Origin of the sequence: Erythrobacter donghaensis (assembly GCF_002155425.1) — a bacterium.
GTDB lineage: Bacteria > Pseudomonadota > Alphaproteobacteria > Sphingomonadales > Sphingomonadaceae > Erythrobacter > Erythrobacter donghaensis.
The window spans coordinates 99,085-113,899 of record NZ_MUYG01000010.1; the positions used below are offsets into that span (position 1 = coordinate 99,085).

Sequence of the window (14,815 nt, forward strand, 5' to 3'; positions counted from 1 at the left end):
ACAGGTCCCACCCGTGACGGCACCGATCCGCTTCCCTCGGTTTTTCGTGACCAGCCCCGCGCCCTGTCCCTATCTTCCGGGTCGCAGCGAGCGGAAGGTGTTCACCGAACTGAAGGGCCCGCACGCCGATCAGCTCAACGAAGCGCTGGGCCGCATCGGCTTTCGGCGCAGCCAGACGGTCGCTTATCGCCCGTCCTGCCTCGATTGTCAGGCCTGCGTCTCGGTGCGGGTGCTGGCGAACCAGTTCCAGCCCTCGGGCACGCAGAAGCGCGAGCTGAAGCGCAACAGCGACCTCATCGTCAATGAATGCCGCCCCTGGGCGACCGACGAGCAATTCGGGCTGCTCGCCCGCTACCTTGGCCAGCGTCACCCCGATGGCGGGATGTCGGCGATGGACGAGATGGACTACGCCGATATGATCGAACACACGCCGGTCAACAGCGTGGTCACCGAATATCGCGAGCCCGGCCCCAACGGCAAGCCGGGGCGGCTGGTGGGTGCCTGCCTGACCGATCGGCAGGGCGATGGCCTGTCGATGATCTATTCCTTCTACGAACCCGATCATCCCGGTCGTGCGGGCTTGGGCAATTACATCATTCTCGATCACATCCGCCGCGCGGCGGCCGAAGGGCTGCCCTATGTCTATCTCGGCTACTGGGTCGAAGGCAGCCCGCGGATGCAGTACAAGGTGCGCTATCGCCCGCTTGAGCGGCTGACTCGCGAAGGCTGGCAGCTGCTCGATCCCGAGGAGCAGCGCCGCCTGACCGCAGCCGCCACGGCGCCGCGGAATACCGCCGACGAAATCCCCGCTGGCGCGCGGGGCAAGGATGGACAGCCTGTCAAATTCACGGCCAGCTAGGGCCCGGCGACGTCTCACGCTCGGTATTGCGCTGCTCGCCGGACTGGGTCACGGCGCGCTGGCGTTGGCGGCTGCGCCCGTTCAGGCTCAGGAACAGAACGAACAAGAGGCCGATCGCGAGGATCAGCAAGCGGACGCGGCCACGCCGCCGCCAGCCGCGTCGCCACCTGCTCAGGCTGATCCGGCGCCCGAACCCGCGCCCGAACCCCAGGCCGTGCCCGACAATCTCGACGCACTGATCCCCGAAGACGCACTCGCCAATCCCGAAGTCTGGGCCGCTGGCGGGGTCGCGGACCAGTCGCCAGTCGTGGTGCCCGACGATCCGCTTGCCGACAGCGCGCTGGCCGAAGCCGGGCTTGAACCCGATGCACCGCCGTTCGGCATTGACCCAACGGCCCCCTCGATGGCGGGCGACGCCTTTGCCGGCTTCGCGCTCGAAGATCCCCAGCCGCTCGCCCCCGATCCCGCGCTCGAAGCGCTCGCCAGCATCGAAGCGCCGGTGATGGCCGAACTGCCCGATCTGGCCGAAACCAAGGTCGGCAAGACTCTGGTGCTGGCGCTGCCCGAGGCCCCCGAGGCCTTCCCTGAAAAAGACGAATTCATTCAGCGCTTCAGGGAGCTGTCGACCTTGCGCGCGCTGGATGACGATGGCGAATCGGTGCCGCAGATCGCCGCCCGCGCGCGCGCCGATCAGGAACTGCTCGGCGATATCCTGCGCACCTATGGCTATTACAGCGGCGAGGTGGTGCGGCAATTGTCGGGCGGCCGCCGCGCGCGCGATGACGAGAATGACGGTCCGCGTTCCGACGTCGCCGCCGAGCCGAGCGTGCGTTTCGATATCCTTCCCGGCCCGCGCTACAGCTTCGGGCGGGTCGGCCTCGGCGCGCTCCCCGCGCTGCCCGAACCCGATGCCAGCCGGTTGATCGCCGCCTTCGGGATCAAGCCGGGCGATCCGCTCTATGCCGACCGCATCGTCGAGCGCGAGCTGGAGCTGCGCGTTGCGATGGGCGAGACCGGCTATCCCTTCGCCGAGGTCGGCGAGCCCGAACTGCTGATCGACCACGCCCGGATCGAGGGCGATCTGACGCTCGATGTCGAGCCGGGCGGGAAATACGTGTTCGGCCCGGTGGTCAGCAGCGATGACCGCTTCCTCTCCGGCCGCCACCTGTCGCGCATCGCCCGCTTCGATGCCGGCGACGTGTTCCAGCAGAGCCTCGAAACCGATCTCAGGCGCGCGATCATCGCCACGGGGCTCGTCTCCAGCGTCACCGTGACCCCGCGCGAAACTCGCCCGCCGGAAGGGGGCGAGCCCGGCGAAGTCGCGCTCGATGTCGAATTCGAACGCGCACCCTTGCGCACCATCGCCGGGGCGATCGGTTACGGCACCGAGGACGGCTTCAAACTCGAAGGCCGGTGGGAACACCGCAACCTCTTCCCACCCGAAGGCGCGCTGCGGCTGCGCGGCATACTCGGCACGCGCGAGGCGCTGGCGAGCGTGGGCGTGCGGCGCAACAATTTCCTCGGGCGCGATCAGGTGCTGACGGTCGACCTGTTCGCCAGCGACATCACCACGCAGGCGGTGGATTCACGCGGCGGCGGGATGCGCGCGACCTTCGAGAAGGTGTCGAACATCCTGTTCCAGAAGCCGATCAGCTGGCAGATCGGCACCGAATTGCTGTACACCGACGAACGCAACCGCAACGTGCGGATCGCGCCCGGCGCACCGCTGCCGCGCCGCACCTTCCTCATCGGCGGGCTGTTCGGCAGCTTGACCCTCGACCAGAGCGACGATCTGCTCGATCCCACGCAAGGTTATCGCGCCACGGTGTTCCTCGCGCCCGAGGTCTCGCGGCAGGGCGGGTCGGAGAGCTTCTATCTGCGCGCGCAGGGCGATGCGAGCTACTATCAGTCGCTCGGCTCCGCGGTGCTGGCGGGGCGGGTGCGCGCGGCGACCATTCAGGGCGCCGGAATCGACGCGATCGCGCCCTCGCGGCGGCTGTATGGCGGCGGCGGGGCCTCGGTGCGCGGCTATGGCTTCCAGGGTGTCGGCCCGCGCGATGCCGTGGGCAATCCCACCGGCGGCGCCTCGCTGGTCGAATTCGCACTCGAGGCGCGGGTGGAGACCCCGCTGTTCGACGGTGCGCTTGAGGTCGTGCCCTTCATCGACGCCGGCTCGGTCAGCCGCGGATCGACACCCGATTTCGACGAGATCCGCTGGGGGGCGGGGATCGGCATCCGCTATAAGACAACCTTCGGCCCGATCCGCGTCGATGTCGCAACCCCGATCAATCCCGGCCAGTTCGATAGCCCGGTGGTGGTCTATGTCAGTCTGGGTCAGGCGTTCTGATGGCCGAGGAGGTGACCCTGCCGCCTGCGCCCGAGGCAGCGCCCCCGCCTGCACCGGGCGGTCGGCGCAATCGCGTCTGGGCCAAGCGGCTGGGCTGGGCGCTGGCGCTGCTGCTCGCCCCGGTGCTGCTGGTCGCAGGCTTCCTCGCGACGCCGATCGGCAAACGTTTCATCGCCGATCAGATCGCGGCGGCGGCCCCAGCCTCGGGCCTGCGCTTCACCGTCGGGCGGATCGAGGGCGACATCTATTCGCAGGCGGTGCTGCGCACGGTGACGGTCAGCGACCCCAAGGGCGCGTTCCTCACCATCCCCGAGGTGCGGCTCGACTGGCGACCGCTCAAATGGCTGTGGAATGGCCTCGACATCCGCGAGATCACCACCAAGCGCGGACGGCTGACGCGGTTGCCCGAACTGCTGCCCGGCGATCCCGATGCGCCGCTGCTGCCCGATTTCGATATCCGGGTGGACCAGCTTAATATCGAGGATCTGGTGATCGCCAAGGGCCTCGCCACCGCGCGTGACGAGCGGGCCAATCTCACCGCGGGGGTCGATATCCGTCAGGGCCGCGCGCTGATCGACGCCAAGGCGCGGCTGGGCGCGCGCGACCGCATCACGCTGCTGCTTGATGCCGAGCCCGATGGCGACCGCTTCGTGCTGGCGGGCGATGCCATGGCCCCGGCAGGCGGCGTGATCGCCGGACTGGCAGGGCTGGAAGCGGGCTATTCCGGCCGGATCGTCGGCGATGGCAGCTGGAAGCGCTGGCGCGGCGCGGCGGTGGCGCGGCAAGAAGGCGTGGCCGGTCCGCCGGTCGCTGCCTTCCGCATCACCAATGACGCGGGGCTTTATGGCGTGCTCGGCCAGCTGCGCGCCGGGCTCGGGCCCGACACGGTGACAGGCCGCGCGCTGGGCGAGACGACCTCGCTCGCGGCAGGCTTCACGCTGGTGAACAGCGTGATCGAGGGGCGCGCCGCAGCCGTGTCGCGCGGGATCGACCTGCGCGCCGCCGGGGTCGCCGATCTCGCCGACAAGGCGGTTGATGGCGCGCGCGTGTCCTTCACCCTGCGCGATCCCGATCTGCTGGGCGAGACCGTGCGGATCGAGGGCGGCAGGCTGGTCGCCAGCCTCTCGGGCGCCTTCGATGATCTGGCGATCCGGCACGAAATCGACGTGCGCCGCCTCACCGCGCTGGGCGTGACCGCCACCGGCCTCGCGCAGGAAGGCGCGGCCCGGCTGGACGGCGCGGTGCTGCGCGTGCCGCTGGCGCTGACCGCCGAGCAGGTGGTGACCGGCGATGCCTTTGCCGATCCGCGCCTCATGCGGGGCCGGATGAATGGCGCGCTGACCTATGACTTCGCTGGCCAGAAGCTCGCTGCCGATCAGACCCGGATCACCTTCCGGGGGCTGGAGGCCGAGCTGTCGCTGCGCGGCGATATCCCCGCCGGGGCCTATGCCATCGCCGGGCCGATCACGGCGCGCGGGCTCAAGGTCGAGGGCGCGGGCAATGTCACCGCCAATGCCAAGATCCTCGCCAAGTTCGGCCCTGCCGTGCCGTGGAGCCTGCGTGCCAATCTCGCGGGCGTGCTGAGCGGGATCAGCAATACCACGCTGGTCAATCTCGCGGGCGAGCAGGTGCGGTTCAACGGCGAACTCGGGATGGGCGCGGATCAGCCGATCGTGCTGCGCAACACCGCGATCACCGCGCCGCGGCTGACGGCGACCTTCGATACCCGCGTAGTGCCCGGCACCGGCGGCACCCGCACTGCGCTGTCGGGCAGCGGGCGGCAGGCGCAGTATGGCCCCTTCACCGTCGCCGCCGAATTCACCGCCGACGGGCCGAGCGGGGAGCTGGTGCTGGCCGATCCCTATCCTGCCGCCGGGCTCACCGACGTGCGCATCGCGCTCGCGCCGAGCGAGCAGGGCTTCGGGCTCGACGTGCGCGGCGGATCGACGCTCGGGCCGTTCGACGGGCGGCTGGCGCTGTTCCTGCCCGAGGACGCACCGACCCGCATCGCGATCGAGCGGCTGGACGTCTATCGCACTACCGTGACCGGCGACGTTGTGCTGGGCGAGGCCGGGCCTGCGGGCGATCTCAGGCTGGCGGGGGGCGGAGTCAGCGGAACCATCGGCTTCCGCCCGCAGAACGGCGGGGCGACGGGCTTCGCGGTCGATCTGGCCGCGCGCGATGCGCAGTTTGGCGGGGCAACCCCGATCAGCATCGCCCGCGCCGATATCGCCGCGACCGGGCGCGTCGCCGAGGGCGACACCAGCGTCGAGGCCGACATCACCGCTGCCGGGTTCAGCTACGGCAGTCTCAGCCTTGCCAATCTTACCGCCAAGGCGGCCATCACCAATGGCCGGGGCAAGGTGACGGGCAATGTCGCCGGGCGGCGGGCGGATCGCTTCGCGCTCAACTTCGATGCCGATGTCGCGCCGTCGCGGATCGCTGCGGTGGCGCGCGGGAGCTATGGCGGGGCCGAGATCACCATGCCGCGCCGTGCCGTGCTCACCGCGCAGGACGACGGCGGCTGGGCGCTCGCGCCGACCCAGTTCGGCTTCGGCGGCGGCTTCGCCATCGCCTCGGGCGAGCTCGGCGGCGGAGAGACCGCGGTAGAGCTCAAACTGTCGCGTATGCCCTTGCGGTTGCTCGATTTGGCGGGAGCGGATCTCGGGCTGGGCGGACGGCTGACCGGGGTCATCGACTACCGCCAGTCGGGCCGCGAACCGCCGACCGCCAGCGCGCGCGGGCGGATCGACCGGTTCAGTCGCGCGGGGCTGGTGGTCTCGTCCAAGCCGATCAATGTGCTCGGCGTGGTCAACCTCGGCCCGCAGCGCCTGACCGCTGCGGCCCGCCTGTTCGAGGGCGAGGACCGGCGCGGGGATGTGACGGTGGGGATCACCGGTCTCGCCCCCGATGGCGCGCTGACCGATCGGCTGATGCGCGGGTCGCTCGATGCGCGTCTCGCCTTCGACGGTGCGGCTGAGACGCTGTGGCGGCTCGCCGCGGTCGAGGCCTTCGACCTCGCCGGCCCGGTCCGCATCGCCGCACGCGCCACCGGCACGCTCGCCGACCCGCGCATCAACGGCTCGCTCGCCAGTGACGATCTGACGGTGTCGAGCGGGCTGACCGGCACCCGCATCACCAAGGTCAACGCCCGCGGCCGCTTTGCCGGATCGCGGCTGGAGCTGGTGCGCTTTGCCGGATCGACCGCGGGCGGCGGGTCGATCAGCGGCAGCGGCACTATCGACCTTGCCGGGATGAGCGCGTCACGCGGCCCCGCGCTCGATTTGCGGGCGGCGGCCAGCCGGGCGCGGCTGCTCGACGGCAACGGGCTCGAGGCGACCATCACCGGCCCGTTGCGGATCGTCTCCGACGGCAGCGGCGGCATCATCGCCGGGCGCGTCACGCTCGACCGGGCGCGCTGGGCGCTGGGCACCGCGGCCGAGGATGTCGCTCTGCCGCGGATCGCCACCCGCGAGATCAATGGCGAGGGCGGGCGCACCCGCACCCAGGCCTCGGCCCGCGATGCCAGCTGGCGCTACCTCGTCAACGCCAGCGCGCCCAGCCGGGTCGCGGTCGAAGGGCTCGGGCTTGAAAGCGAATGGGGCATCGACATCGCGCTGCGCGGCACCGTCACCGATCCGCGCATCGGCGGCACCGCGCGACTGGTGCGCGGCGACTACACCTTCGCAGGCACCCGCTTCGAACTCACCCGCGGCCGCATCCTGTTCGACGTGAACGAGCCGATCAACCCGCGCCTCGACGTGCTGGCCGAGACCGCAAAGAACGGCACCATTGTCGACATCGCGATCACTGGCAACGCGCTCGCGCCCGCCATCACCTTCTCCTCCGACCCGGCCTTGCCCGAGGAGGAGATCCTCGCGCGGCTGCTGTTCGGCGGTTCGGTCACCTCGCTATCGGCGACCGACGCGGTGCAGCTTGCCGCTGCGCTGGCGTCCTTGCAGGGCGGGGGCGGAGGGATTGACCCGATCGGCGAGCTGCGCCGCTCGATCGGGCTCGATCAGCTGCGCATCGTCAGCGCCGACCCACTGATCGGCCGCGAGACGGGGGTGGCGATCGGCAAGAACATCACGCGCCAGATCTACGTCGAGCTGATCACCGACGGGCGCGGCTACAGCGCGACTCAGGTCGAATACCGGATCACCAGCTGGCTGGCGCTGCTCGGCACGGTGTCGACCATCGGACGCGATTCGGTGCTGTTGCAGGTGAGCCGGGATTACTGATTGTTGCGCACGCCATCCGGCGTGCGGTTTCCTCGCGCCTGCGGCGCTGCGGGCGCGCGGTCGCGCTTGCGGCGGCTGCGCCGCCGTTTCAGCGCATTCCCTCACCTGTCGCTCTGATACAATTCCGCCTCGGCCGCACGGCGGTTGACGAGGCCCTTGAGCACCCGTCCGGCGGCGCGGTTCCAGCGGGCGAATTCGCGCGCCGCGCCTTCGTGATCGCCTGCAACATGCTTTGCGGTAAGGGTCGCGCGCGCAATCGCCCCGGTGTTGTAGTGGAAGCTGACCAGCGCATCGAACTGGTTCTGGGTGGTGGGCGCGCTGCCCAGCGCGGCGGCGACGTCGGCGGCATAGCGCGCGAGATCCTCGGCCAAGCGGTCATCGCATTGCGCCTGCGTCCAGCGGGTAGCAGGCCCGATCCGTCCCCCGTTGAAGCCGTCACGCCCGGTCGCGCCCCAGCCGATGGTCCACGGCTCGCCCCCACTGGCGGGATCGGGATAGGCCTCCACCAGCCCGTCGCTCCGCAGCCGCGCGCAGCCTTCGAAGCGCTTGATCAGCGCGATCCCCGCGGGGCCGACAGCAGTGGGCGCCGCCGTGTTGAAGACAGATGAGACAGTGCCTGAAGGCACAAAATCTTCGCCCGGCGCGGCGGGGCTTTGCGCGGACTCCGGCGCTGTGGCGGCGGACAAGGATTGAAGCCGGCGCAGCAGCGTCAGCAGCGAGGAAGCGGGGCGAAAGATCATGGGGCAGGGCCTCCGGTGCGGTTGGCGGAACAGCGAGGCCGGACAATTAGGCACAGTTCGGGCAAGTAGGAAAACCCCAAACGCGCGCGGGGGTGACAAGAGCTCTTGACTGACAAGAGTACTTGACTGTAAAGAGCTCTTGTCAGGGCGGCAGGCGACCCGCATCCCCGCCGCCCGGATGCCAACCACCGCTGCACAGGTCTGCCCGCGCTTGGAAAACCGTCTGAAACATTACCGCGAGGCACGCGGCTGGAGCCAGGGCGAGCTTGCCCGGCGGCTCGGCGTGTCGCGCCAGACGATCAACGCGGTCGAGACCGACAAGTATGATCCTTCGCTGCCGCTCGCGCTGCGCATGGCGCGCCTGTTCGAGGTGGCGGTGCCTGACCTGTTCATCGACCATTGGGAGCCCGACGCATGACCAGCGATACCACACCCCCGCGCGCCCCGGCCAAGTGGCGCAAGGTGCTTTTGCAGCTGACCGGCGGCCTGATTTTCGGCGGGGCTGTCGGTTATGGCGCGGGCCATTTCGCGGGCGACTTCGCCGCTGCGCGCGGCCTTGAGCGCCTGCCGCTGTCGGTCGAGATCGCAGGACTGGTCGCGGTAATCTACATCCTGATCGCCGCCATCGTGCTGGTGGGCGCATCGAGCCCTTCGCTCGGCGCGAAGATGCTGAACGTCGAGGATGCCGACGAGGTGCGCGAGATGCAGTCGCAATTCGTCGATTCCGGGGTCGCGATGCTGCTGTGGGGGATTGCCCTGTTGGCGCTGGCCTGCGCCGTCCCCGTCGGGCCGCTGGCGGCCCCCGCCGCGCTGGCGATCGGCGCGATCGGGCTGCTGGCGGGCCTGTGGTTCGCGATCCGGAGTTACCGCGCGGCGGACGAGCTGATGCTGGCGACCAATATCGAGGCGGGCGCGCTTACCTACGGCCTCGTGCTGGTGGGGGTCGGCGGCTGGGCGATGGCCGCACATCTGGGCTATGCGCCCGCGCCCGCGCCGCTTGACCTGCTGACCGCCTTCTATGTGCTCGTGCTCGCAGCGACCTTCATCACAGCAGGACGGCGCGGGATGCTGTGGCCGCGCTGACGGGCGCGCCTCCCGGTCGGCAATGAAAAGGGCGCCTGCCGCGTGGCAGGCGCCCTTTCGTTTGGCTGCGATCCGGTGAGGATCAGAAGCGGTAGGTCATCGTCCCGCGATAGACCTGCGCATCGGCGGTGGTGCGGCCGATGGTGGTGTCTGCGCCGACGCTGAACTGCAGCGGGCCATCGCCCACGGTCGCGCTGATGCCGACTTCACCCCAGGTGTGATCGCCCTGATCGAGCACGAAGTTGGCGTTGGGGCCGACCCCTTGCGCGAAGTTGGCGCCGAGCAGCTGCGGGCCGTCCTCGAACTCCCACACCAGCTGGGCAGAGCCGTTGATCGACACGCCCTTGCCCTGCTTTTCGTAATCGAAGCCGAAGCGCGCCTGCTTGCTCTCGTAATTCTCCCGCGACACGGCGAGCGCGGTGGTGCCGCCGGTTTCGCGCACGGTGCTGAGGTCGACGCTGGCATAGCGCGCCTCGATCCCCGGCGAGATGGTGCCGATGCCGCTGGTGATGTCGTAGGACAGGCCCAGCGCACCCGAGATCAGCCGGTCATCGGACGACGAGGTCAGCGTCTGCGTCGCGCCGAGGAACTGCACCGCGCGGGTGGTGTCGAGCCCGAGGCTGCCCATGCTGAACTGCGCATCGAGCACCGGACCATCGGTGAAGGCATGGCGCAGGTAGAGCGAGGCGGCATAGGTCTGGCTGTCGACCCGCTGGCCGAGCGGAACGTCGGCTTCGAGGTCGTTGTAGTAGCCCGAGAGGCCGACCATGGTGTTTTCACCCGGGTAGAACTCGATCCCGCCGGCGATGAACAGGCCGGTGATGTCGGTTTCCTGCGCGAAGCCGGGGAGGCTGTCCGCCTCGCCGCTGACATAGCCGCCCGAGAGGAAGATGCCGACATTGTCGGGCAGGCTGCTCTCGGTCATTTCGGTTTCGCCGCCGTCCTGCAGCGCCATCATCGCACCGCCGAGCGGGGCACCCACCGGCGCCAGGCTCATCTGCGCCAGATCCAGCGGACGCCCGGTGACGGCAATCTTGCCGCCTGCGCGCGACTTGTCAGCCTCACGCATCCGCGCATCGTTGAAGTTCTGGAGCAGGTTGACCGACAGCTGCGAGACCGACCGCACCGCCTGCTCGTTCACCGGGGCGAGCCCGTCGAAGGTGCTGCGGATGGTATCGGCCGAAGCGAAGTCGAGACCGTAGAGATCGGCGAGCGCCGCGTTCGGACGGTTCTGGTCGAACAGCTGGGCATAGGCATCCTGCACCGGGTTGTTCGGATCGATCACCGACGAATAGCTCTCCGCCCGCACTTCCATCAGCACCGCGTTGGGCTGATAGATGAAGCGCTGGCTGAGGATCGCCGAAAGTTGGCGGGCGGTGAAGGTGCCGCTGACGCCATCAGTGCCGGTGACGATGGTGTAGGTCTGGCCGTTGCCGTTGACCCGCTGGGTCACACCCATGCCGAGGTTCACGATCCCGCCGACATTGGCGATGCCGGTCACCGCGAGGCGATCCGACATATTGCCGGTGCCCAGGTCGACATTGAACTGGGTGCCCGAGGACATCACCAGATTGCCGTCGATCGTCAGCGTGCCGGTGGTGCCCATTGTGCCGGGCGAGAACACGCCGGTGATGCTGGTCAGGAACGGCGCAGTGACCGTGCCGGTGCCTTCGAGCATCCCGGCAAACAGCGTGTAATCGCCGACCGAAGTGAGGCCGCCATTGACGTTCACCCGGCCGCCGAACTGGTTGATGTCGATCAGCGAGGTGAGATCGCCCGCCGCAGCCACCGTCAGCCCGGCATTGCCGCGGATGGTCAGCCGGTCAATGGTGACGTCGCTGCTCAGCGTGGTGGTGCCGTCGCGGCTGAGGGTCACGTCGAAGTAGCGCGGATCGACGCGCACTTCGGCGGTGGTGACCGCGTCGATGTTGTTGGGCACGAAGCCACTCGCACCCGGCAGGCCGTTGGCCAGCGTCGGGGTGGGCAACATCGCGGCGCCGTTCTGCGCCTGAAGATTGCTGGCCCGGTCAGGACGGCTCGAAGTCTGCCCGGCCAGCGCAGCGTCGAGCGCCGCCACTTCACCCGGCAGCGCGGTAATCGCGGCGCCGCCGGAAATGGCATCGAGCGACACCCGTGCGCGGCCGCTGGTCAGCTCGCCGGTTGCCGTGGCGGCCTGGTTGCCGCCAGCGGGCGTCGGCGAGGTGTCGATGATTTCGCCGGTGCCGATGTTGAAGCATTCGTCACCCGGCTCTTCGAATTCGACGCAGAACGCGCCGAACTTGCCGTCGGTGCCATCCGGCCCGAGCTCGGGCGTGGTCGGCAGGCCGTTCACCACTTGCCCGGCGGAATTGATGATCCGGTACATCGGGTCGAGGTCGGTCTGCCAGTGGTTGGCATCTTCCCAGTTGCCGTTCCCGGCCTTGGCCGAGACATAGCGGTAGGGATTGTTCTCGACGATATACTGCCAGTAGAGCGACAGCGGCTGATAAAAGCTGGTGGTACCGAGCGTGCTGAATGCCTGCCCGAGCTGCGGAATGCGCGAGCCGCCCGACAGCACGCCGATCACTAGATCTTCGTTCGACAGGGTGTTGTTGGCCGCATCAAGGATCAGCGGACCGCCCGAGTCCCCGCCTGCGGTGGTGCCTTCGTTGGGCAGCGCATCGTCGCGGTGGATGTTGATGTCGCGGAAGAAGCTGCGATCCTGCGAGTCGAAATCGAGCTGATAGAGGTTCTGCGGGAAGGTCGGATCGCCCGGGCCGAACAGATATTCGTCCTGGTCATCGAGCGAGAAGAAGCCGCCCAGCATGTTTTCGGCCGCGCGGCGGCGGAAGTCGATGCCGCCGACCGGGCCCTGAACCGCGTTGCCGGTGGCGCCGTAGCCGACGATGTTGACGTGATACCCCGTGCCAAGCACAGGATCGCTGGTTTCAGGCGCGGGCAGGGTGGTGAACAGCAGTGCCCAGGTCGGGATGCCGGCCGCCGGGGTATCGAGGCTGGCGAGCGCAATGTCAGCTTCGAGGAAGCCGAGCCCGAAGGCGTCCTGCGTTGAGCGCGGATCCCAGAAGATGCGGTTGATGTTGAACACGCCGAGGTTGGGGTTGCTGGCGAAGTTGTTGGCGAACCAGTTCTGGAAGCCGGGCAGGGCGTTGACATTAAACGACCAGGCGGCCGGAATGTCGTCGGCGTTGTAGGCCTCTTCAGGCAGGTCGTTCACGCAGTGCGCGGCAAACAGCACGGTGCGCGGGTTGATCAGCGTGCCCGAGCACACAAACCCGTCAGCGCGGAAGAACATGCCGACACCGCGAAACTCGTCATCGGTATCGACGATTTCGTCCGAGGTGGTGTTCTCGTTCGGCACCACGGCCATGGCGGGTGTGGCGACAGCCGCCAGCGACAGCGCAGCCAGAGCCGATCCGGTCAGCAAGCTGCGGCGCGAATTCTGCGAGGATATCATGTGCGTCTCTCCATTAGGGGTGGCTGCCCTGCCAGCCGATGGATTGCACGCTAGCGTCTCAACCCGTTCTGGCAATTCGCTTTTGTGACTTTGTCACATCTGATTGCGTAGCGTTGCAATAATGCCTCAGCGTGTCGCAAGAAACAGCGTGTATCCGGCATAGAGCACCACCAGCAGCGCCCCTTCGCCCCGCGAGAGCTTCCATCCGCTCCGCAACTGCACCAGCAGCAGCGCGGTCACGCCCAGCATCGCCCAGATGTCGAAGGCCGCGATCTCGGCCGGCACGGCGATTGGCTGGATCACCGCAGTCGCGCCGAGAATGCCCATCACGTTGTAGATGCACGATCCCACCACATTGCCCAGCGCCACATCGGCGTGCTTGCGGATCACCGCGACCACGCAGGCAATCAGTTCGGGCAGGGAGGTGCCGATCGCCACCACCGTCAGCCCGATCACGCTCTCCGAGACCCCCGCCGCGCTGGCGAGCACGGTCGCCCCGTCGACCAGCCAGCCCGCGCCGAAAATCGCCGCCACCAGCCCTGCGACGATCATCGCGCCGAGCACCACCGGGCCGGTATCGGGCGGCACGGGGCGGTCTTCGGCCTCGGCCTCGTGGCGGTGGCACTCGTCGTCGTCGGCCGCCGCCTCGGACTTGTAGGCATACCAGATGTAGCCGACCAGACAGGCGAGCAGCACCACCCCCGGCAGCCGCCCGATCACGCCGAGCAGCACCGCCCCGGTGCACAGCAAGGCGCTACCGCCGAGCGCAATGGAGTCCCGCTTGAACGAGCGCGGGTTCACCGCCAGCGGGGCGATCAACGCTGACACGCCGAGGATCAGCAGGATGTTGGCGATGTTCGATCCCACCACATTGCCCATCGCGATCCCCGGCGCTCCGGCCATGGCCGCCTGCACGCTGGTCGCCAGTTCCGGCATCGAGGTGCCGAAGCCGACGATGGTGAGCCCCGCCAGCAGCGGCGAAATCCCGATCCGCGCCGCCATCCCGACCGCGCCGCGCACCAGCAACTCGCCGCCGAGCGCGAGCAGGACGAGGCCACCGAGAACAAGAAGATAAGCCATTGCAAAGCTGCTCCATCGAGCGGGAATGGCGACACATTCCCTCCGGCTTGCGAATGCACGGGTCACATCCGCCGTACGAACCCGGTGCCGATCACACGACTAGTCAAGACGCGTATGCCTGCCAACAGCCAGCCAGGCATCGATCAGTCATTCATGAACAGCGGCCGTGGATCCTCTGGCCGTTGGAGGTTGAAAAGGCACGCGTGCCGCGTGTGCCAGCCGGCGTGATGCAGGATTCGATCCCGGCCGCGGCATTGCTGCTGGGGGCCGTGTTGGCTGTGCTCGGCGGCGGCGGCGGTGCGGATTGAGCCGCGGAGCGCGCCCGTTCCTGCTCGCGCCGGGCGAGCGCACGCTGCGCGTTGTCAGAACGCGCACGGTAGGCCCCGACATTGGTGCACGAATTGGCATCGCCGCGCGAACAGGCGCGCTGGGCGGGCGTGTAGGCCCGTTCCCACTGCTGCGCTTCGCCCATGGCATAGGCAGCCTTGCCGCAGTCGCTGGCCGTCCCGATCTCGCAGACGCGATTGTGGATGAAGGTGCGGTCGGCTTCGGAATAGGGGTTGGACCGATTGGCCATGAGCCCGGCAAGGCCGCAGCCATCGGCGTCACCGCCCCGGCAGGCGCGCAGCGCAAACTCGGCCTGAAGCGCGCGGTTGGAGGGCGGAAAGCCCGTGGCTCCCACGCTCGAGCGGGCGGCATAGACGGTGCATTGACGTGCCGATCCCGTCTCGCACGCACGGCGCGTGTAGAAGGCGAACTTCTCGCGCGTGTCCATGCCACGGCCGAAATGAACCCGCAACGCCTCGCAATCGGCGTTGGTGCCTTGCGCACATCCGGCCTCGAGCGCGGCGAGCCGGGCAGCGTCAGGCTCTGCGGTCTGCGCCAGCGCGGGGCGAAGCGTGACGGCGAGAGCGAGCACGAGGAGGCCGCACACTAATCGAAATCCAGTTGCCACCGCTCACCGCCTTTCTACGGTATCGGGAATCGCCGATGCGATCAGGGTTTGCCGGG

9 protein-coding genes are annotated in these 14,815 nt (G+C 68.6%); 5 read left to right on the forward strand and 4 right to left on the reverse strand.

Annotation, left to right across the window (positions count from 1 at the left end; translation table 11 throughout):
- Nucleotides 1-13 precede the first annotated feature (13 nt).
- Genes BZF59_RS08905 through BZF59_RS08915 form a run of 3 tightly spaced genes read left to right on the forward strand, consistent with a single transcriptional unit; the run spans nucleotide 14 to nucleotide 7,447 of the window.
- A complete protein-coding gene (locus BZF59_RS08905; RefSeq protein WP_086607917.1) occupies nucleotides 14-859 on the forward strand; it encodes an arginyltransferase in 846 nt (281 codons plus the stop codon).
- Nucleotides 828-3,206: an autotransporter assembly complex protein TamA gene (locus tag BZF59_RS08910; protein ID WP_245806088.1), complete on the forward strand. Its 2,379-nt coding sequence runs from the start codon at nucleotides 828-830 to the stop codon at nucleotides 3,204-3,206. Before BZF59_RS08905 ends, BZF59_RS08910 begins: the two co-directional genes overlap by 32 nt.
- The gene (locus BZF59_RS08915; RefSeq protein ID WP_086607918.1) at nucleotides 3,206-7,447 is read left to right on the forward strand and encodes a translocation/assembly module TamB domain-containing protein; all 4,242 of its coding nucleotides are present in this window, start codon (nucleotides 3,206-3,208) and stop codon (nucleotides 7,445-7,447) included. Before BZF59_RS08910 ends, BZF59_RS08915 begins: the two co-directional genes overlap by 1 nt.
- A gap of 101 nt (nucleotides 7,448-7,548) precedes the next feature.
- Here BZF59_RS08915 and BZF59_RS08920 read toward each other — a convergent pair whose 3' ends face one another.
- Nucleotides 7,549-8,187, reverse strand: a complete 639-nt coding sequence (locus BZF59_RS08920) for a lysozyme (RefSeq protein WP_086607919.1) — start codon at nucleotides 8,185-8,187, stop codon at nucleotides 7,549-7,551.
- A gap of 211 nt (nucleotides 8,188-8,398) precedes the next feature.
- On the opposite strand from BZF59_RS08920, the gene BZF59_RS08925 reads away from it, so the two are divergent.
- Together BZF59_RS08925 and BZF59_RS08930 are read left to right on the forward strand one after the other, a co-directional pair.
- A complete protein-coding gene (locus tag BZF59_RS08925) occupies nucleotides 8,399-8,605 on the forward strand; it encodes a helix-turn-helix transcriptional regulator (protein ID WP_086608396.1) in 207 nt (68 codons plus the stop codon).
- Nucleotides 8,602-9,270, forward strand: coding sequence for a hypothetical protein (locus BZF59_RS08930; protein WP_086607920.1), 669 nt, complete (start codon nucleotides 8,602-8,604; stop codon nucleotides 9,268-9,270). Before BZF59_RS08925 ends, BZF59_RS08930 begins: the two co-directional genes overlap by 4 nt.
- 82 nt (nucleotides 9,271-9,352) lie before the next feature.
- On the opposite strand, the gene BZF59_RS08935 is transcribed toward BZF59_RS08930, so the two are convergent.
- The 3 genes from BZF59_RS08935 to BZF59_RS08945 form a co-directional block, all read right to left on the reverse strand.
- Entirely contained in the window at nucleotides 9,353-12,724 is a 3,372-nt protein-coding gene (locus BZF59_RS08935) for an autotransporter domain-containing protein (protein ID WP_086607921.1), read from the reverse strand.
- 126 nt (nucleotides 12,725-12,850) lie between these two features.
- Nucleotides 12,851-13,804: a calcium/sodium antiporter gene (locus BZF59_RS08940; RefSeq protein WP_086607922.1), complete on the reverse strand. Its 954-nt coding sequence runs from the start codon at nucleotides 13,802-13,804 to the stop codon at nucleotides 12,851-12,853.
- Between the two features lie 151 nt (nucleotides 13,805-13,955).
- Complete coding sequence (locus BZF59_RS08945; RefSeq protein WP_143738131.1) at nucleotides 13,956-14,723, reverse strand: hypothetical protein; 768 nt, start codon at nucleotides 14,721-14,723, stop codon at nucleotides 13,956-13,958.
- Between the last annotated feature and the right edge of the window lie 92 nt (nucleotides 14,724-14,815).